The organism is Streptomyces lacaronensis (assembly GCF_047337785.1).
Classification (GTDB): Bacteria; Actinomycetota; Actinomycetes; order Streptomycetales; family Streptomycetaceae; genus Streptomyces; species Streptomyces lycopersici.
Genome location: NZ_JBLHDK010000003.1, coordinates 1419581 through 1437962, shown reverse-complemented (window position 1 = coordinate 1437962; position 18382 = coordinate 1419581). Strand labels below are relative to the sequence as shown.

Annotated in this window: 17 protein-coding genes and 2 pseudogenes; 6 read left to right on the top strand and 13 right to left on the bottom strand. The window is 71.3% G+C overall.

Features of this window, described 5'->3' with window-relative positions:
* The first annotated feature begins 12 nt into the window (after positions 1–12).
* Positions 13–522: a cupin domain-containing protein gene (locus ACMTAK_RS06755; RefSeq protein WP_413805321.1), complete on the top strand. Its 510-nt coding sequence runs from the start codon at positions 13–15 to the stop codon at positions 520–522.
* On the opposite strand, the gene ACMTAK_RS06750 is transcribed toward ACMTAK_RS06755, so the two are convergent.
* Both ACMTAK_RS06750 and ACMTAK_RS06745 read right to left on the bottom strand, forming a co-directional pair.
* Positions 474–707: a hypothetical protein gene (locus ACMTAK_RS06750; protein ID WP_413805320.1), complete on the bottom strand. Its 234-nt coding sequence runs from the start codon at positions 705–707 to the stop codon at positions 474–476. The two genes, ACMTAK_RS06755 and ACMTAK_RS06750, sit on opposite strands and share 49 nt — an antisense overlap.
* Before the next feature lie 134 nt (positions 708–841).
* Positions 842–1510, bottom strand: a complete 669-nt coding sequence (locus tag ACMTAK_RS06745; protein ID WP_413805319.1) for a Type 1 glutamine amidotransferase-like domain-containing protein — start codon at positions 1508–1510, stop codon at positions 842–844.
* A gap of 295 nt (positions 1511–1805) precedes the next feature.
* On the opposite strand from ACMTAK_RS06745, the gene ACMTAK_RS06740 reads away from it, so the two are divergent.
* From ACMTAK_RS06740 to ACMTAK_RS06730, 3 genes and pseudogenes are all read left to right on the top strand, one after another.
* Positions 1806–2150 carry a hypothetical protein gene (locus tag ACMTAK_RS06740; RefSeq protein ID WP_413805318.1) on the top strand — a complete coding sequence of 115 codons (345 nt, stop codon included), beginning with the start codon at positions 1806–1808 and terminating at the stop codon, positions 2148–2150.
* Between the two features lie 67 nt (positions 2151–2217).
* Positions 2218–2433, top strand: a pseudogene (locus ACMTAK_RS06735) (pyridoxamine 5'-phosphate oxidase family protein); the annotation flags it as partial.
* Positions 2434–2527: 94 nt separating this feature from the next.
* Positions 2528–3625, top strand: a complete 1098-nt coding sequence (locus ACMTAK_RS06730) for a serine hydrolase domain-containing protein (protein WP_413812813.1) — start codon at positions 2528–2530, stop codon at positions 3623–3625.
* A 231-nt stretch (positions 3626–3856) separates the two neighbouring features.
* On the opposite strand, the pseudogene ACMTAK_RS06725 reads toward ACMTAK_RS06730, so the two are convergent.
* The 3 genes and pseudogenes from ACMTAK_RS06725 to ACMTAK_RS06715 all read right to left on the bottom strand — a co-directional run.
* Positions 3857–4146 (bottom strand): annotated as a pseudogene (locus ACMTAK_RS06725) (LLM class flavin-dependent oxidoreductase); the annotation flags it as partial.
* Between the two features lie 55 nt (positions 4147–4201).
* A complete protein-coding gene (locus ACMTAK_RS06720) occupies positions 4202–5227 on the bottom strand; it encodes a sensor histidine kinase (protein ID WP_413805317.1) in 1026 nt (341 codons plus the stop codon).
* A gap of 32 nt (positions 5228–5259) precedes the next feature.
* Positions 5260–5934, bottom strand: a complete 675-nt coding sequence (locus ACMTAK_RS06715; RefSeq protein ID WP_413805316.1) for a response regulator — start codon at positions 5932–5934, stop codon at positions 5260–5262.
* Between the two features lie 232 nt (positions 5935–6166).
* Here ACMTAK_RS06715 and ACMTAK_RS06710 point away from each other — a divergent pair, with 232 nt between their 5' ends.
* Entirely contained in the window at positions 6167–7231 is a 1065-nt protein-coding gene (locus tag ACMTAK_RS06710; RefSeq protein ID WP_413805315.1) for an alpha/beta fold hydrolase, read from the top strand.
* A 310-nt stretch (positions 7232–7541) separates the two neighbouring features.
* On the opposite strand, the gene ACMTAK_RS06705 is transcribed toward ACMTAK_RS06710, so the two are convergent.
* From ACMTAK_RS06705 to ACMTAK_RS06690, 4 genes are all read right to left on the bottom strand, one after another.
* A complete protein-coding gene (locus ACMTAK_RS06705; RefSeq protein ID WP_413805314.1) occupies positions 7542–8033 on the bottom strand; it encodes a hypothetical protein in 492 nt (163 codons plus the stop codon).
* A gap of 121 nt (positions 8034–8154) precedes the next feature.
* The gene (locus ACMTAK_RS06700) at positions 8155–8718 is read right to left on the bottom strand and encodes a DoxX family protein (protein WP_413805313.1); all 564 of its coding nucleotides are present in this window, start codon (positions 8716–8718) and stop codon (positions 8155–8157) included.
* A 91-nt stretch (positions 8719–8809) separates the two neighbouring features.
* Positions 8810–10201: an MFS transporter gene (locus ACMTAK_RS06695; RefSeq protein ID WP_413805312.1), complete on the bottom strand. Its 1392-nt coding sequence runs from the start codon at positions 10199–10201 to the stop codon at positions 8810–8812.
* Positions 10202–10376: 175 nt separating this feature from the next.
* Entirely contained in the window at positions 10377–10880 is a 504-nt protein-coding gene (locus tag ACMTAK_RS06690; RefSeq protein WP_413805311.1) for a metallophosphoesterase family protein, read from the bottom strand.
* A gap of 96 nt (positions 10881–10976) precedes the next feature.
* Here ACMTAK_RS06690 and ACMTAK_RS06685 point away from each other — a divergent pair, with 96 nt between their 5' ends.
* Positions 10977–11531 carry a tyrosine-type recombinase/integrase gene (locus ACMTAK_RS06685; RefSeq protein ID WP_413805310.1) on the top strand — a complete coding sequence of 185 codons (555 nt, stop codon included), beginning with the start codon at positions 10977–10979 and terminating at the stop codon, positions 11529–11531.
* Between the two features lie 115 nt (positions 11532–11646).
* On the opposite strand, the gene ACMTAK_RS06680 is transcribed toward ACMTAK_RS06685, so the two are convergent.
* From ACMTAK_RS06680 to ACMTAK_RS06665, 4 genes are all read right to left on the bottom strand, one after another.
* Complete coding sequence (locus ACMTAK_RS06680) at positions 11647–15153, bottom strand: phosphodiester glycosidase family protein (protein ID WP_413805309.1); 3507 nt, start codon at positions 15151–15153, stop codon at positions 11647–11649.
* Positions 15154–15306: 153 nt separating this feature from the next.
* A complete protein-coding gene (locus tag ACMTAK_RS06675; protein ID WP_413805308.1) occupies positions 15307–15729 on the bottom strand; it encodes a YchJ family protein in 423 nt (140 codons plus the stop codon).
* A gap of 210 nt (positions 15730–15939) precedes the next feature.
* Positions 15940–16947 carry an NAD(P)-dependent alcohol dehydrogenase gene (locus tag ACMTAK_RS06670; RefSeq protein ID WP_413805307.1) on the bottom strand — a complete coding sequence of 336 codons (1008 nt, stop codon included), beginning with the start codon at positions 16945–16947 and terminating at the stop codon, positions 15940–15942.
* Positions 16948–16984: 37 nt separating this feature from the next.
* Positions 16985–18364 carry an MFS transporter gene (locus ACMTAK_RS06665; protein ID WP_413805306.1) on the bottom strand — a complete coding sequence of 460 codons (1380 nt, stop codon included), beginning with the start codon at positions 18362–18364 and terminating at the stop codon, positions 16985–16987.
* Positions 18365–18382: the final 18 nt, after the last annotated feature.

Sequence of the window (18382 nt, the reverse complement as noted above, 5' to 3'; positions counted from 1 at the left end):
TGGAATCAAGGCATGACTGAAGAACCGAAGGCCAGTGAGCTGATGGCCGAGCCCGCCGTATCGGTGATCGGTCCGGGCGACGGTGAGACGATCTTCCTGGGCACCACGCGACTGCGCGTCCTCGAAGACGGCAGCAACACCGGGCACCGCCTCGGGCTCGCCGAGTCCGTCCTCGCGCCGCACACGCCCGGACCGCCGCAGCACCGCCACGCCCAGCACGACGAGGGTTTCTACATCATCTCCGGCACGGTGCGGTTCACGGTCGGAGAAAGGGACTACGACGCGACCGCCGGCACGCTCGTGATGGTCCCGCCCGGAGCCCCGCACACCTTCGCCAACATGACCGACCAACCGGCCGTCATGCTCAGCACTTTCACGCCAGACCTGTACGTGCAGTACTTCCGAGACCTGCGGGACATGATCGCCGGCGGCCAGGCATTGACTCCACAGGCGAACATCCAAGTAATGGCCCATTACGCCACCGAACCCGCCACCGACTTCGCCTGGAAGCCGGAAGAGTGAATGTCCTCACGGCGGACGCGGCGGACGACCAGGGTCTTGCGACGGCGCGCGGCCATCATCTGGGCCCAGGCGGGCTTGACGGCCCGCCTTCGGACGTTCAGCTTTCGCCCTTCTCCGCGTTCGACGGCGATGTCGCGGAACTCGTCCTGGTACTGGGCGACGATGGAGAAGTCGCTGTTGACCATGCGTTCGGTCCGCCGGATCGGTCAGCCGTGGTCCATGTAGGGGCGGCACTTCGCGCGGATGACGTCAGCAGGCACTTCCTGCTTGAAGTGCACCAGCCGGAAATAGGCACTGAGGCGCCGCATCGTCCGTTGAGTCACGGATGAAACCGCCACCGGCCTTCGGAGATGACGTCCACTTTATCGTCACTGACGCGAATAGCCGTGTCGTCGTCGATGAAATAGATCGGGAAGTCCGCCCGCTCGACGATGCGATCAGCCCAGGCGTCGTCCCGCTCCGGGAAGTCCGGCGAGTGCAGATGCGGCTTCAGATACCAGTCGAAGAGACCGAACGGCGGCTCCACCGTGGTGGCGCCGAGCACGTGCAGGTCCGCGGCATCCCCGATGACGTCGGCGGAATGTTCGGTGAGATTCCGGCTGAAGATCATCGATCCAGCGCTCATCCCCACATAGACGCGGCTCTCCAGGGCTTCCAGGAAGCCCTCGGCCAGACCGTTGCCGGTGATGCTGCGCGCGAGATGGTAGTGACTGCCGCCCTCGACATAAACGACGTCGGCGTGCAGCAGCCGGTCAAGCACCATCTGCCGAGGCAGGCCGTTCAGCTCCAGAATGTCGAACTCCCGCCAGCCGAGGCCGTGCAGCCGGCTCATACTCGCGACGAACCACCCGTGGTCACCGGGCTCGGCGACGGATGCCGTGGGAATGTATACGACGTTCGCCGAATTGAACGGTTTTCCCAGCAGGTCCCGCAGCGCATCCCGCAGCGTCGCGTTACGCAGGCCACTCGCCGTCAACAGAAGATTCACCGGGCGAGCCAATCATGGCTGCCAGGCGCGCGCAATGCACCGGGCGGCCGCCACCGCCGCTCGTGGTGTGCCGAGGGAGGTGCGGGCTTCGGCGGCCTCGCGCTCGGTGTCGGTCATCGGCGCGGGTCCGGGGCGCATGGTGTCGCCATGGATGCGTTCGAAGGATGCCAGGGCCCGGGCGGGCGAGCCGAAGGTATCCGCTGCCTGGCGCAGGTGCTTCTCCCCGTGTCAGGGCTCGGGCGGCCCTCTCGGCCCAACGGGGCTCCTCGCGGTCGATGCGGGCCATGACCAGGGTGTGGTCGTCAAGGGCTTCGAAGCCGTGGGCGGTCGGCGGGCCGCGGGCCAGATCGTGCCGGGCGCCGGTGAGTGTGGCGGTCACGGCGCTGGAGTGCCGGGGCTGGGTGTCGAGGCGGACGTGTGCGTCGATGGTGGGCGTCGTCATGAGGGGGTGTGGTCGATCGGTGCTTCGTCGCTGGCGAGCTGTTGGGTGACCAGCCGCGACGACGGGTTGGAGGAGAACCCTGGACTGCGAGCAGGTGAGCTACGCGGCAGCAGCTTGCTGGCGCGCGCGCCGACCGATGAATTTCTCGGCGAGTTCCGGTCATCAAAGGCGGTACGTAACGCCTGCTGGAGGGCATGATGGGTCGGGTTGTCGGCACTGCTTCACCAGTGCCGCTCGGCCGGGCATGCCTCATTGAGGATGTGACATGGTGGACAGCGAACCGGATGCTGTGCTGGGGCCGTTCTCGTCTCCAGGCGCGCAGGCCACGCCGTGGGCGTCGGCGTTGGCGGTCCTCGGTGAGGCGGAAGTGTTCTGGCTTTCCACGGTGCGGCCTGACGGGCGACCGCACGTGACGCCCTTGTTGGCGGCTTGGAGTCTGGGTGGCATGTGCTTCACCACGGGTGGTCAGGAGCGCAAGGCGTGAAACCTTGGCTGTATCGAGTCGCGCCGACTGTCGGCTTCGCTTTCGGCAAGCTGCCGACGTCCAGCCAGACTCGCTACGCGTGGCCGAGCCGGTGACGATGATGCCCTCGCTGCGGCACAAGGTCCAAAGCGTCCTCGACGAACTCGTCGATACCGGAGCCGAGACCGGCTTGCAGGTCGCCGTTCACCACCAGGGTGTTCTTGTTGTCGACGCCGTCGCCGGTGTCGCCGACGGCCGGACCGGGCGCGGGGTGACCCCGGAGACTCCGTTCTTCAGCTTCTCTGCCGGCAAGGTCATGACGTCGCTGATCGCCCACCTGCTCGTAAAGACCGGTGCGGTCGGATACGACACACCAGTGGTCGATGTGTGGCCGGAGTTCGGTGCCCACGGCAAGGCGACCGCGACTCTTCGGCACGTGCTGACACACTCGGTCGGCGTGCCGACGATGCCTCGTGGCATCGGCCCCGCCGATCTGCCCGACTGGGCGCGGGTCTGCACCGCGATCGCCGGCGCCGAACCGCGATGGCGGCCCGGTACCGAGACGGGGTACCACTCGTTCACGTACGGCTTCCTGGTCGGTGAGATCGCACGCCGGGTCACAGGCAAACCGATGCGGCACCTCTTGTGCCATTGGGTCACCGTGCCACTCGGCATCGACGGCGAGCTGTATTTCGGTGTGCCCCAAACCGACCTGGCCCGGCTGGCACGGCTCGAAGACGCCGCACCGTGTCCGGTCGCCCCACCGGACGGCGATGCCATTCTTGCGCCCTGGGAAATGCGGCCGACCGCAGCCATGGGCAACAACCACGAGATCCTGCAAGCGGACATCCCGTCGGTCGGCACCTTCACCGCGCGGGCAATGGCTGCCATGAATGCCGCGGTCCTCGATGGTCGGCTCATCGACTCATGCCAGCTCGAGGAGTTGACGGCGGTGGCCTTCGAGGGCACCGATCAGGTCTTCGGCAACCCTGCGCGGATGGCCCTGGGCTACCCGCTCGGCCGTATCGGTACTCGGCCGGACGAGACACCCACTACGTTCGGCTGGGTCGGTGGTGGCGGCAGCTACGTCTACGCCGACACCGCCACCGGCACCTCCTTCGCGATGACCAAGACCCGTCTCACCCCCCACTTCAACACCGCACAACGCCTTGCAGACCTGACCGCAGCCGAGATCAACCCACATTCTTGAGCATCGACACCAGAGGTTGTTCCGTAGCGCGGGCAGATGGCTGGAGCGCGCGATGCCTCCTGTGCCGACCGCGGCGGTGCGCAGTTCGAGGGCCATCTCGCCCTTACGGGGGCGCTCCTGGAGGCCTCGTCGAGGTCGGCCTCACGGCGGGCGGGTCCGCTCAGGTGAGGAGTTTCGCGAGCTGGGCCATCTCGGTGGGCGGGTCGATCACCGGCTGGATGAGGAGTTCGCGCCTTCGCGATACTCCGTCGAACGTCCGGCGCACAGGTCCTGCAGTGCGGCGGTGAAGTTCTCCAGCCTGGCCGCCGTGGTCGGCCCCATGCCCAGGGTGCGCCGGGCGGTGTTTCCGGTGCCGACCCCGCAGATGATCCGGCCCGGTGCCAGGGCGTTGAGGCTGGCCAGCCCGTTCGCGGCGGCCGGGGCCGAGCGCAGGGCCGGTGAGGTCACGCCGATGCCGAGCCTGATGCGGCTGGTGGCCTTCGCACACAGGCTCAAAGCGACGAAGGGTCGCCGTGGACCATCGGGGTGTCGTACACCCAGAAGCTTCGCAAGCCCAACTCCTCGGCCCGCACGGCGTTATGGTGTCACGGAGTCCTTCGGCTTGGAACGTCGCTTGCCATGGCGGGGTATCAGGAGTGAGACGCGGGTTCCCTCACCGGGGGTGGAATCAACGGTGAGGTGTCCGTTCAGCAGGTGGCCGCGCTCGCGCATGGCCGACAGGCCGGTACCTGTGGAGACCACCGTGTGGAGCGTGGATCGATTGACCGGTGTGGAAGCTCGATGGGCCGTTCCGCGGCCGTTGTCCCTGACCGCCACCCTGACCGCGTGATCGTCGCTGTCGAGTTCCACGAGAAGGTGGCTGGCCTGGGCGTGCTTGACCGCGTTGTTCAGCGCTTCCTGCACAATGCGGTAGATGTGGGCCTGGGCTTCCGGCGACAGCTCGTCCCCCAGCCCGCTCCACTCCGCTCCCACGTGCAGTTCCACCTCCAGCCCGAAGGTTTCCCCGGTACGTCGGCACAGCGTGTCGAGGGCGGGCGCGAGGCCGAGCTGGTCGAGGGCGAAGGGCCGCATTTCCACGATCAGGTGCCGTAGCGATGTGATCTGGTTCGCGACCAGGCCGCGCGCCTGGTTGATGGCCTCCTTCATGGCGGCGGGCTCGCCGCTGCCGACGGCGGTGGACAGAACGATCTGCACAGCGACCAGTTCCTGAAGCGTCTCATCGTGCAACTCACGTGCCCAGCGCCGCCGTTCTCGTTCCTCGCCGTCGCTGCGAGCCTGAGCCCGCTCCCGCGCGAGACTACGGCGGCGCGCTACCGCGCCGCGGCCCAGCATGATGGCGCAGCCGATCAGCAGGAGAGGCACGATGTTCAAGCCGTTGAACAGCGGCTCTTTGGTCATGCGAACCAGTTGTGACACGGCGAGGATGAGTGCCAGCCCGCACAGGGCCGCCAGCCATGCCCGCCGGACGGCGGTGTTCAGCGCCGCCGCGATGATGAGGACGACGGCCGCGCCGAGGGAGAGCCGCATCACCCAGCGAGGCTGCTGCTGGAGCACCTCGATCGCGAAGGCGATGACGAGCAGCGCCGCACCGGCGGCCTCCATGATCGGGCCGGCCTTGGCCCGCGGCGAGCCGTTCATCCCAGCAGTCCGCGCTCGCGAGCCGCCGCGATGAGCTCCGCCCGGGTCTCGGTTTTGAGCTTGTCCCGAATCCTGGCGCGGTGAGTCTCCACCGTCCGAACGGAAACGTAGAGACGCCGCGCGATCTCCTGGTTGGTGTGGCCCAGGGCGAGCAGCGAGAGAACCTGCAGCTCGCGCGCCGTCAAAGCGGCATCTCCACCGGTGCCGGGAGCGCCGTTGTCCGCGATGGCCAGTCGGGCGCCCATGGCGGGTTGCAGGTATGTGGCTCCCTTCGCGACCTGGCGAGCCGCGCCGACCAGTTCTTCCGCCGCCGCTTCCTTGAGCAGATATCCGGCCGCCCCGATCCGCAGGGCCGCGCGGGCGAACGCGGGATCCTCCTGCATCGTGAGAATCAGAATCCGGGTGCCGGGGGACGCCGCGAGCAGGTCCGGTATCGAGGGCAGGCTGGATTGCCCGGCCATGGTGAGATCCAGGACCAGCACGGACGGTTGGTGCCTTGTCACGGTCTCCACGGTCTCCGGGACCGTGGAGCTCTCGGCGACGACCTCCAGGGCATCGTCCTGGGACAACAGCACGCGCATGCCCGCACGGACCACAGGATGATCGTCGGCGATCACCACGCTGAGGCGCGACACGGCATCCACTCCCTGTTCAGCGCGGTCGGCATTCACGGGAGTAAAGGTACTCGGCGCGGTCGGCCGGTCCGGGCCCCAGGGCAGCGGTGGAGCGATCGGACGAGGTCCCGGCTCCGGAGCGCGGCGACTGCGGGAAACCCGAAGGACGCCTGCGGACGGACACCGAGGCCCCGAAGCCGCCGGAGCACCACTATGGCTGCTCAGAGCACTCAGTCGGGCGTGCGGCGCCCGCTCTGCCGACACGGACAGAAACGGTTCAGGTTCACAGATGATCGACAGGCGTACCTTCGGCAAGGCCATCGGCGCGGGTGCGGCGGGAACGGCCGCCGCGTCACTGACCGGACTGAGCGGCCCCTCGTCGGCAGCGGCCTCATCGTCATCCGGGCCGGGCGCCGACAGGGCGGCGACGGCGCCGGCGTCGCCCACCGGCAGTGGGTCCTTCCCGGCGCTGAAGCAGGTCAGGGCCGGTGAGCTCACCATCGGCTACGCCGAAGCCGGTCCGGCCCATGGACCGGCCGTCCTCCTCCTGCACGGCTGGCCGTACGACATCCACAGCTACGTGGAGGTCGCGCCCCTGCTGGCGGCCCGGGGCTACCGGGTCATCGTCCCCCACCTGCGCGGCCATGGCACCACGAGCTTCCTCTCGCCCAAGACCTTCCGCAACGCACAGCAATCGGTGATCGCCCTCGACATCGTCGCCCTGCTGGACGCCCTGAAGATCGAGAAGGCCGTGTTCGGAGGCTTCGACTGGGGATCCCGGACCGCCGACATCATCGCCGCGCTCTGGCCGGAGCGGTGCAAGGCCCTGGTCTCCGTGACCGGTTACCTGATCACCAACCGGGAGAAGAACAAGCTGCCGCTGCCACCGTCGGCCGAGTGGGCGTGGTGGTACCAGTACTACTTCGCGACCGAACGTGGTGCGCTGGGTTTCGAGGAGTACCGACACGATTTCGCGAAGCTCGTCTGGCGCAATGTCTCCCCGACGTGGAACTTCGACGACGCCACCTTCGATCGCACGGCGGCGGCATTCGACAACCCCGACTACGTGCCCATCGTGGTGCACAACTACCGCTGGCGGCTGGGCCTGGCCAAGGGCGACCCACGCTACGACAGGCTCGAGGCACGCCTGGCGGCCGCGCCCGACATCACGGTGCCCACGATCACCCTCGACGGCGAGCTGGATCCCTTCACCCCGGCTGGTGACGGCGCGGCGTACCGGGACAAGTTCACCGGCCCCTATGACCACCGAACGCTCAAGGGCATCGGCCACAACGTGCCGCAGGAAGCGCCCGAGACGTTCGCTGAAGCCGTCCTCGACGTCGACCGATTCTGAGGATTCTGAGGAGGATGACATGACATCCGAAAAGCCCAGGCCCCCCGATGCCGACGGGACCAGGCGGCGTGCCAGGTTCGGCACGCTGCCGGAGCGCGTTCGTGTGGAGGACATGGTCGAGGAGAGGCCGGCCACGGCACCGGATTCGGTGAGAGACGCGTACAACTCCGACGAATGGCTCGTTCGTACGTGTCTGTGAAGGGTGCCGCATATACGAGGGTGCCGCGCATACGAGGGTGCCGTCCCGATCCGGACGGCACCCTCGTATGCGCGGCCTTTCCGGCCGTTTCCCCATGGCCGGGGCCCGGTGTTATCTCGGCATCTCCGTCGCGGTGCCGTTCACCGTTCCGGTGGCACGCGTCGGGCGCTCCAGGATGCCCCGGGCATCGGGCGGGGCCGGATCCGGGGCGCTGGTGGTGTGCTGCGGGGCCGTGGACTCGGCGGCGCCGTTCGCGGCGCCGTTGTGCGGATGCGCCGAGCCGTTGATCTTCTCGATCGCCTGCCGGGCCTGCTCACCGGGGGAGCGGGCCGCCAGCGGGGGCGAGGTGTGGGGCGCGGTGGGCGCGGGCTGGTTCCGCTCCCGCTCCGGTTTGGCGTGGACGCCGATGGTCTGGGCCGTCCCGTGGCGCAGCCGATGGCTGACCGCCTCGTCGAGGCTCACCGGCCGCTGTGTCTGGGCCGCCAGCCGGCCGGCCTCCTGGCCCAGGGCGGCGACCACGTCCCAGGGCAGATGGAGCACCAGGCGGACTTCGGCGTCGCCATCCGGCAGCGCCTGGATGGGAGGGATGAACCGGTCATTCATGGAACGGGGCCTCCGGTCTCGGTTTCGGCCTGTGCGGGCGGCGCGCGTCCCCGTGGGCAGGACGCGCACAGAGCCATACGGAGAACCGGCGCCGCGTGTTCATCTGGCGGCCGGAGCGCTGTCAGTTCTTGCTGAGCAAGATCGTCACCGTCGCCAGGATCGCCGCCAGCACCAGCAGGGCGATGCCGTAGATCAGCCGCTGCGACCGCAGGACCGGGAGCAGCGCGTCGAGGGAGATCCGGCCGGCGCCGGACAGCGCGAGTCCGGCCGCGCCGACGCCCAGGAGCAGCGGAAACTCGAAGCCGCCGAAATAGCCGAGCGGTGTGGAGGCGGCCACGGCGTTGGCCATCGTGCCCGCGACGGCCGCACCGGCGAGCGGGGTGAGCAGCCCCACGGCGAGGCCGAGGCCCCCGAAGGTCTCGGCGATTCCGGCGATCACGGCCATGGCCTTGGGCGCCGGATAGCCGAACTGCGCGAACGCCACCGCCGTCTTGTCGAGGCCCAGGCCACCCCACCAGCCGAAGAGGTGCTGTGCGCCGCGCGCGGCGACGACCAGCCCGACGCCGAGCCGGATGACCAGCAGACCGACGTCATGGGCGCGGAGTACGTGCGCCGCGGACCTGGGCGAGTGCGGGGCGGGTGCGGAGGAGTTCTCCGGGCCGTTGTCGTAGGGGGGATAAGACATGGCGCCCTCGTCTGGTCGGGCTCGGCGAGAATCACCGAGCCGATATCCGATATGCACCTTAATTACTCTTTATTCCACCAGGGCGCCGGGTTCAATCCGGACGCCCGTCGGCGGCGGACCGGCCTCCGTGGGAGCCATCGGGCCGTATCCGCGTCAGCAGCGTGCCGACCAGGAACGCGACCCCGGCCAGACAGCAGCCCCCGGCCGCCGTCAGGGCCGCGTCGACGGCGGCGCCGCTCTGTGCCTCGGCGGCATCCCCGGACAGGGCCACCCCCAGCCCCGCCGCCGAGGTGATGACCGTCTTGGTCACCCCCGACGCCTCCCCGGCGCGCTCGGGCCGCACCACGGCCTGGGTGGCGATGAGCGTCAGGGCGCCCGCGACCCCGAGTGCCGCCCCGCACCCCGTGATCGCCAGGAGGAAGACCGGCAGGGCCGTCGTCATGGCGGCGGCACCGAGCGAGGCCGCCCCCAGCCCCAGGGCCCCGGCCAGCACCCGCACCGCGTCCGCCGGGCGGATCCGCCCGGCCACCGGCCCGGCCAGCGCCATCGCCGCCGCCGGGGCCAGGAAGGCCGCCCCCGCGCCCGTGGCCGACAGCCCCCACGGTCCCTGGAGCGCCAGAGGCACGACGAACAGCACGATCACGGTCGCGGCATTGGCCGCCGCCCCGGCCACCGTGAGAGCCACAAACGACCGGTTGCCGAACAGGGCGAGATCCACCAGCGGATTCGCCACCGCCCGCTCATGCCGTACGAAGACGCACCCGAGCGCGACGGCCAACGCCAGCGTCGCCGCCGAGGGGCCCGACGCCCAGCCCCACAGCGGCCCCCGGTCGACCAGGACCGCGAGTGCCGCGAGCGCGCCGGTGGCCGTGACCAGCCCCACCACGTCCACGGCCGGCGGCGCGGTGGTGTCCCGCGACTCCCCGGCCCGTGCCGCGCACGCCCCGGCGACCAGCGCGACCGGTACGTTCAGCCAGAACACCGCCCGCCAGGAGACCGCCTCGGTGAGGACCCCGCCCACATACGGCCCGCATACGGTGGCCACGCCCCCGATCCCCAGCGCCCGCCCCATGACCCGCGCCCGCGAACCGGGCGGGCAGGCGTTCGTCAGCAGGGCGAGCCCGACCGGCATGGCCACCGCACCACCCGCGCCCTGCACCACCCGCGCCGCCACCAGCACCGGAAGCGACGGGGCCAGCGCACACACCAGCGACGCGCCGCCGAACACCGCCAGGCCCGCCCTCAGCAACCGTCGGCGGCCGTACAGATCGCCGAGCCGACCCGCGGCCGCCATCAGGGAGCCGGCCGCGAGCAGATACCCGCTCACCACCCACCGGAGGCCGCCTCCCGCCGCCCCCAGATCGCGCCCGACCCCGGGCAGGGCCAGGTTCAGCGCGAAGGCGTCCAACTGCACGCAGAACACGGTCGCGGCCACCGCCGCCAGCGCCCATCGCCCTGCGGATCCACCGCTTGCCGTCGTCATCACTCACTCCTCGGCACCCCAAAAGGACAGGTCGGATACCGGGGCTGAAGAGTGAGACCGGCGAGTTCGGAGGAAACGGGCGCGGGCGCGGCCAGCACGCCCGGGAAATGGCGATACACCGGGGAAACGGCGATAGGCCGGGGGAGCGGTGATACGCCCGGGAAACGGCGATCGGTCAGCGGCGGGGCGGCAGCCGGTGCAGCTCCACGGCGGTCAGCCGCCCGGCCTCGATCGCGGCCGTCATAAACGTACAGTACGGCTGTCGGCGCCGGTCGGTGGGGGAGCCGGGGTTGAGCAGCCGCAACCGCCCCTCGGCCGTGGTGTCCCACGGGATGTGACTGTGGCCGAACACCAGCACATCCAGGTCGGGGAACCGCTCGGCGCAGCGCCGCTCCCGCCCCTTCGACTGACCGGTCTCGTGCACCACGCCCAGCCGCACACCGGCCAGCTCGGCCTGGGCCACCTCCGGGAGCCGCGCCCGCAGTTCGGACCCGTCGTTGTTGCCGTACACCCCGAGCAGCCGCCGCGAGCGCTCCTCGAGCAGATCGAGGGTGGCGAGGTCGACCCAGTCGCCCGCGTGGATCACCACATCGGCGTCCGGCAGCCGCTCCAGCAGCTCCCCGGGAAGCGCCTTGGCGCGCCGGGGGAGGTGGGTGTCGGACATCAGCAGAAGGCGCACATGGACGACGGTACCGCCGCGCATCCCTTGACGAGCGCGTCGACGGAAGAAATAGTGTGCCAAGCGGCTCGATCGGTAGGTTCCCAGGGGGCAGAGGTGGCGGCGCGGACGGCGAACGAGGTGACGCAGGACCGCTATCCGCGGCCGGTGGTCACGACGGCGGAGGCGGAGTGGATCTGGCGCCGGCTGTCGGTGGAGGCGATGGAGGACGGCGTGAAGCCGGAGACCGTACGGCTCGCCGTGGTGGTGGGCCTGGCGCGGGCCAGCGGCGCCCGGTACGGCGGGCTGCTGCGCTGCACCCTGTCGGCGCTGGACCTGGACTCCGGATGGGTGACCATCGAGCACGGCAAACACCGCGTCCCGCGCCGGCACGGACTGGATCGCGGCACCGTGCTGGTGCTGCGCCGCTGGCTGCGGGTGCGTCAGGAGCTCTGCGCCGAGCTGGAGGGGTCGGTGCCGGACGCGCTGCTGCTGACGGTGCACCACACCCATGACAACGGCGTGACCGTGGCCGCCGGGCTGCCCATCACCCGGCAGGGGCTGGTGCTCTCCTGGCGCCGGTTCGTCCACCGTACGAACGCCCGGTACGCCGGTCGCCGCCCTCCGCTGCCCACCCGCTTCGAGCAGGTCCGCCGCGTCTGGGACACCTGAGTCTGGCGGGACACCTGAGCCTGGCGGGGCAACTGGGCCGGTGGGGTTGCCCCGGTGGGGTGCCTGGGCCCGGTGGGGGCGGGGCGCTCGGGCCGTCCCGCCCCCACCGGCCCGGCTAGGCCGCGGGTGCCGCGGCCGCCGCGGTGACGGTGAACCGCGCCTGTGCGATGGCGCCGTTCACGCTCACCGCGAGGGTGGCCGTCCCCGGGCGCAGCGCGGTCAGCCTGCCGGTCGCCGGGTCGTACGCCGCCACATCGCGGCGCCCGGCGTCGCCCGGATCGCCGATGTGGAGGTTGGGCGAGCCGGTCCAGTCCGCGCTGAGCGGGAAGCCGACCGGCACCCGGCGGGCAGCGGCCCCCTCGCCCTGGAGGACGGTCGCGGTGACATCCGCGTACTGCCCGGTGCGCAGTTCGGCCGGGGCGGTGACGGTCAGCCCGTCCACATGGGCGCGGGTCTGTACGGACACCCAGTCCGGGCCGCCCTGCCACGGTGCGTGGCGCGCGGCCGCCTGCTCCCGCGCCGAGACGTGGTCCACGCCGACCATCGACCAGCCGGTGAATCCGCCCTGGCCGGGCGGGGTGGCGGGGTTCTTGCCCGAGTTGCCGTTGATCAGATACGGGACGCCGTCCACCCGGGAGGCGTGGAAGGTGCCGACGTGGCTGCCGATGAGGCCCGCGCCCTTGCCGGTGGTGCGGCGGAAGTCGGCCAGCCAGCCCTCCAGCAGCGCCGCCTCCTTGCGGTCGCCGAGCTGGCTGCCCTGCTGTGGGGTGGGGTCACGCGGCGGCACATGCTCGATCACCATGACGGAGCCGATGTCGGGGTCCTCGGCGGCCGCGTCCAGTTGGGCGCGCAATTCCTTGATCTGGTCGAAGCCACCGGCGCGCAGCCCCAGACGTGAGGTGTCCAGGGTGAGGAAGCGGGTGCCCCGGTGGTCGAACGTGCGGTGGGCGGGCCCGAATTCGGCGGTGAAGTTGTCGATGGAGCCGCCCATCACCTCATGGTTGCCGGGGACGTAAGTCCAGGGCAGCTCATCGCCCAGCTCCTCCTTCAGCACGGTGCGGGCGAAGGAGAGATCGGTGGGGGAGCCCTCGTCCACCAAGTCCCCGTTGATCACCAGAAAGTCGGGCTTGGCGGCCTTGATCTCGCGCAGGGTGCGGCGGGCCTGGGCGACGATGGGGCTGTTCGGATCGCGGGCCACGAACTGCGCGTCGGACATCACCGCGAACCGCCAGTCGCGTCCCCGCGTCTGAGCGGCGGTGGAGATCAGTGGATCGGGGCGCGCGCTCTCCGTGGGCAGTTCGACGGAGGGCGGCACCCGTGCGGTGAGGTCGTCGATGACCACGCTGCCGGTGTACTGGCGGGTGGCGGAGGTCTCGGCGAGGTAGAAGCGGTTGACCTTCAGCGGATAGGCGACCCCGGCCGGTACGGCGAAGTCGACATGTCGCCATCCGGTCCAGGTCACATACGGCCCGCGCAGCAACTGGTCCGAACCCGCCGCGTCCTTCAGGTGCAGGGTGGGCCAGGCCCCCTTGCCATCGCCCTTGATCCACAGGCCGAAGGACTGCGGCTGTCCGTCCACCGCGATCTGCTGGGGCGGGGTGACATAGGCGGCGCGGGTGGCCGTGGACTGGGTGAAGTCGTAGTCCAGCTCGAGCCCGGTGCTCGTGTGTCCGTCGGGCGTGGCCTCGGCCGAACCGGAGGCGCGGGCCTGGCTGAAGGTCCAGCGGTCGGCGTCGTCGAAGGACGCCTCCTGCCGCTCGGTCAGGCCGACCGTGACGGCGAGCACCGTAGTCGTGCCGCCGACGGCGACCTTGACCTGCCCCGCGGCCTGGTCGTGGCGCGCCTTGACGGTGAAGGTGCCAGTCCGGGGGTCGGGGGCGATGTCGAACAGCGCGTGGTCGTACGACAGTCGCACATCGGACGGTTCGACGGGGGCGCTGGTGCCGTGTGCGTCCAGGCCGACGATGCCGAACCGGCCGGTGGCCTCGGCGTCGGCCAGGCCGACCAGCCGGCTGGTGGGCTGGATCCGGTCCAGCCGGTCCAGGACGGTGAGGTCGAGGTCGCCATGGGCGGCGCCGCGCCGGGCGGTGACGGTGGTGTCGCCGCCGTGGCGGGCGGTGAAGGTGCCGTCGGCATCGACCCGGCCGATGTGGGAATCGTCCGTCCGCCACTGGGGCGCGCCCTCGGCGGGGCCGTATGTCTCGTCGTAACCGGCGGCGGTGAGGCGGCGGGTGAGCCCGGGGAAGACCCGCTCGGGGTGGCCGCCCCGGACCGGATCGGCGGTGGGAGCGGACGCGCGGTCCATCGCGGTGTCCACCCAGAAGTCTTTGAGGCGGCCGCTGCCGTCGGGGGCGGTGAGGGCCAGACCGTTGGGGACGGTGCGCTCGGCCCCGTCGGACGGGCTGTTCTCCACCTGGGTGGTGTCGCTGCCGGGCTCGCGGGCGACGAGGGTGGAGGAGCCGCCGCCGTCGAGGTTGAGGGCGCTGTAGGCGCCCGCGTCCTTCATCATCAGGCCCAGCTCGGTGAGGGTGACGCCGCCGCTGTCGGCCTGCCGACCGTCCACGGTGAGGATCTGCATGGTGTGGCCGTCGCGGGAGAAGCCGACCGCGGTGCGCGGCGCGGTGGCGTTGTTGCCCTCGCCCTCGTGGCCGACCGCCTTGCCATCCACCACCAGCAATTCGCGGCCGCCGAGGGCGGTGCGCGGCAGGTCGCCGCCGTCGGTACGGGGCCGGTACTCCATCGACACCGCGTCGCCGACGGCCAGTTCGGACAGCGTGTCGGCCCCGTCGTCCCGGCCGGCCAGCACGGTGGCACCGTCCGGGATCGGGCCCTTGCCGGGCGCGCCGGCCGCCTGGGTGACCTTGCCGTCCACGACCGTGACCTCGGCGGTGCGCCGTGCGCCGTCCACGGTCTGGGCGCGGTCCGCCTCGCCCCACTGGGCGGTGTACGCGCCGATTCCGTTGGCCGGGACGTTGGCGGCGTTGAGCGCCGCGAGCGGGTGGGGGCCGTCGGGGAGGGTCAGGGTGCCGTCGAAGTAGAGCTGGAGGACGCGGCCGGCGTCGGCCGGGCCGATGCCGACGGCCCGGGCGGGCCCGGCCGCGGAGGCGGAGTTGACGAGGCGGCCGTCGCCGATGCCGTTGCCCTCGGGGGCGCCGGTCTGGTTGATGTCGAAGAAGTCACCGTTGATGGCCGCGACCGTGCGGCGCCCCGGCCCGGGGTCGTGTTCGGCGGCCAGTTGGGAGACGGTCCGGCGCCCCGCGACCTTGTCGGGGTGGAGATAGTCGACCTTGGTGCCGCCGGCCAGGTCCACCGACAGCGAGTCGACCCGCAGCCATTTGTCCGACTCCAGCCGGTCGTACGAGGTCAGCCGAATCCCCGGGGCGACCGGCCGGGAGGAGCGGGCGGTCTGTACCCCGTCCCCGTCGGCCACGGACCGGGTGCCGGTCGCACCGCTGGCGGCCGGGGGTGCGACCGGGCGCAGCATCTCCGAGGACGACCGGGGGGCGGGCTCGGGCGCCGGGGCCGGGGTGTTGTCGGCGGTGGCCTGGCCGGCGGCGCCCAGCACGAGGGCGGACACCGCGGCCAGGGCCGCCAGTGGTCTGGCGAACGCGACAGGAGGCACGGTAACTCCATGGGGCCAGGGGACACGCGTGGTTCACACGCACAGCGCCCCAGCATCGCCCCGGAGTTGACCGGGCACCAGAAGGCGTCGGCGACGACACGGGAAACAAATGACCAAGTCGGTACGGACTGTGATCGCTGACGCCGGGTGGGGTCAGTCTTCGGTCACACCGTCGAGATAGACCCAGGCGCCCTCGTGGCGTACGAAGCGGCTGTTCTCGTGGAGCGAGCCCGCGCGGCCGCCCTGGGTGTAGTGGGCGCGGAACTCGACGGTGCCGGTGGTGTGGAACGCGCTGCCCTCGGTGGTGCCCAGGATCTCCAGGCGCACCCAGCGCGGCCCCGGGTCGAGGTCCGCGCCGGGCGGCCGGGTGGTGGGGTGCCAGCTGCGCAGCAGATATGCCTCGTCCCCGACGGCGAAGGCGCTGTAGCGCGAGCGCATCAGCTGTTCGGCGGTGGTCGCCGTGGCCTGGCCGCGGTGCAGTCGGCCGCAGCAGTCGTCGTAGGCCTCGGGCAGCCCGCAGGGGCAGGTGGCCGGGGTGGTGCTGGTCGGCCGCGGGCGTCGGGTACGTCGGGACATGATCCCCATTGTGACGGGTGGGACGGGCTGGGTGCCGCCCCGGCCACGCCTGCTCAGGTTCTGTCTCAGGGGCGTCCGACGGGTGTTGCCGCCTGCGGCGGGCTGTTCCCCGCCCCTTCCCACAACGGGGGCTTCGCCCCAGACCCCGGGGCCTGGGGGCGGAGCCCTGGTCCGCCGGACACGCCGTAGCCTCCCTGCGGCCCGAGCGGCTCAGGGCTCGATGACGACCTTCAGCTGTGCCGGGTCGGTGAGCGCCGTCTGGAGCGCGTCCGCCGAGCGTTCCAGCGGGAAGCGCGCGGTGATCAGCGACTCCAGGTCGACCCGTCCGGTGGCGGCCAGGGACACCGCCGCGGGGAACTCCCCGGCGTAGCGGAAGGCGGTGACCAGGCTGAGCTCCTGGCGCTGCATCCAGGCCAGCGGGAGGGTGGTCCGGGGCTGGGGCGGGTTGCCGACGGCGACCAGGGTGCCGCCGGGGCGTACCGCGTGTGCGGCGGCGGCCAGGGCGGCCTCGATGCCGGAGCAGTCGAGCGCGATGTCGAACAGCGGCTCCTGGGGGAGGGGTTCGTGGGAGGTGTCCAGGGTCCGGTCGGCGCCCAGGCGGCGGGCGTGGGCCAGCCGGCCGGGGTTGACGTCGGTCACCACGGTCTCGCCCGCCCCCACCGCGCGGGCGGCCTGAAGGACCAGCAGGCCGATCGGCCCGGCGCCGGTGACCAGCACTCGGTCCCCGGCGGCGACGCCACCGCGGCGCACCGCGTGCAGGGCCACCGCGAGGGGTTCGATGAGCGCACCGGAGGTGAGGGGGAAGTCGTCGGGGAGGGGGTGGGCGAACTCCTGGGGCACGGCCAGGTGTCCGGTCAGGGCGCCGTGGGTGGGCGGGGAGCCGAAGCAGCGCCCGTGCGGGCACTGGTTGTAGCGGCCCGCGCGGCAGGCGCGGCAGCGTCCGCAGGGGATGGCGGGTTCGATCGCGACCCGGGTGCCCGCGGGGAGCGTGCCGTCGCCCGCCACGACCGTTCCGGCCGTCTCGTGGCCGAGCGCGGTGGGGGAGCGGAGCACATTGGGGCCGTTCTCGCCGTGGGCGTAGTAGTGCAGGTCGGAGCCGCACAGCCCGACCGCGCCGATCGTCACGAGGACTTCGCCGGGGGCGGGCCGGGGGATCGGGTGCCGCTCGATGCGCACGTCCTTCGGGCCGTGCAGGATCGCGGCGGTGGCGTCGTTCATCGGATGGTTCTCCTGGTACGCGAGGACGTGGAGGGGCTCAGGCGGCGGTCAGCCGCAGCGGTTCGACGCGCTTGATGACCAGGCCGTAGGTGAGGGCGCCGACGATGCACAGCGCGCCGGACAGCATCAGCGGGGCGACGAAGGAGTGGTGGAAGAAGCCCAGCAGCAGACCGGTGGTGGTCGAGCCGAGCACCCCGGCGAGGTTGGAGGCGAAGTTCTGGATGCCGCCGAGCGAGGCGACATGGCGCGGGGTGGGGGCGACGTCGGCGGGCAGGCTGGCCACCGAGGCGGCGGAGAAGGCCAGGCTGGCGTAGCTGACGGACAGCAGGGCCAGGGCCCACATGGCGCCGGGGACGAGCACGGCGAAGGCGATGACGGAGGAGAAGAGCATCCCGCACACCAGACAGGTCTTGCGGGCCCGGGTCACCGACCAGCCGCGGCGCAGCAGGGTGTCGCTGGTCCAGCCGCCGAGCAGGCTGCCGCCGATGGCGACGATGCCGGGCAGGGCGCCGTAGAAGCCCAGTTTGAGCAGGTCGAAGCCGCGGGCGTCGACGAGGTAGCTGGGGAACCAGGTGATGAAGAAGTAGATGACGTAGTTGAGGCAGAAGAAGCCGATCATCATGCCCCAGACCGTGCGGTGGCGGAACAGGTCGCGCCAGCGGACGGCGGGCTCCTCCGGCGCCGTCGTCTTCTCGGCGGGGTTCTCCTCGAGCCGGGCGCCGCCCGCCGTGACGTAGGCGCGTTCCTCGGCGCTGAGCCCGTCGCGCGCCGAGGGCTCGCGGTACGTCTTGAGCCACAGCGCCACCCACAGCAGGGCCACGGCGCCGGTGACCCAGAACGCCATCCGCCAGCCCTGCCAGGCGATCAGTGCGGTCACGACGGGGGCGGCGACGGCGGTGCCGGCGCGGGCGCCGTTGTCCCAGACGCTGTTGGCCAGGGCCCGTTCGCGGACCGGGAACCAGCGGGAGACGGACTTGGCGCACGAGGGGTATGCGGGGGCCTCGCCCGCGCCGAGGGCGAGGCGGGCGAAGAGCAGGCTGCCGATGCCCCGGACGAATCCGGTGCCCACGGTGACCAGTGACCAGATCAGCCCGCCGATGGCGAACATGCGCTTCTCGCCGTAGCGGTCGATGAGCGCCCCGGCGGGCAGTTGGCCCAGCGCGTAGGTCACGAAGAACATGCTGAGGATGACGCCCTGCCATTCGGGGCCGATGTGCAGGTCATCGGTCATATAGGGCAGGGAGATGGAGATGGTGGCGCGGTCGACGTAGTTGACGGTCATGCCCAGGAAGCAGAGGAAGACCATCAGCCAGCGGGTGTTGTGGCGCAGCCCGCGGGGGCGCGGTGGTCCGGTGGTGGCCTCGTCCTGGGTCGGGGAGGGCTGGTCGGTGGCGGGGACGGCTCTGGGGGTCTTCAAGGCGGCTCTCCTTTGAAG

What these genes read in the sequence shown, in the direction of transcription:
- ACMTAK_RS06700 (WP_413805313.1), bottom strand. Translation starts at nt 8,718, where the DNA reads ATGTCTTATCCCCCCTACGACAACGGCCCGGAGAACTCCTCCGCACCC.
- ACMTAK_RS06755 (WP_413805321.1), top strand. Translation starts at nt 13, where the DNA reads ATGACTGAAGAACCGAAGGCCAGTGAGCTGATGGCCGAGCCCGCCGTA.
- ACMTAK_RS06750 (WP_413805320.1), bottom strand. Translation starts at nt 707, where the DNA reads ATGGTCAACAGCGACTTCTCCATCGTCGCCCAGTACCAGGACGAGTTC.
- ACMTAK_RS06670 (WP_413805307.1), bottom strand. Translation starts at nt 16,947, where the DNA reads ATGAACGACGCCACCGCCGCGATCCTGCACGGCCCGAAGGACGTGCGC.
- ACMTAK_RS06705 (WP_413805314.1), bottom strand. Translation starts at nt 8,033, where the DNA reads ATGAATGACCGGTTCATCCCTCCCATCCAGGCGCTGCCGGATGGCGAC.
- ACMTAK_RS06710 (WP_413805315.1), top strand. Translation starts at nt 6,167, where the DNA reads ATGATCGACAGGCGTACCTTCGGCAAGGCCATCGGCGCGGGTGCGGCG.
- ACMTAK_RS06720 (WP_413805317.1), bottom strand. Translation starts at nt 5,227, where the DNA reads ATGGAGGCCGCCGGTGCGGCGCTGCTCGTCATCGCCTTCGCGATCGAG.
- ACMTAK_RS06695 (WP_413805312.1), bottom strand. Translation starts at nt 10,201, where the DNA reads ATGACGACGGCAAGCGGTGGATCCGCAGGGCGATGGGCGCTGGCGGCG.
- ACMTAK_RS06675 (WP_413805308.1), bottom strand. Translation starts at nt 15,729, where the DNA reads ATGTCCCGACGTACCCGACGCCCGCGGCCGACCAGCACCACCCCGGCC.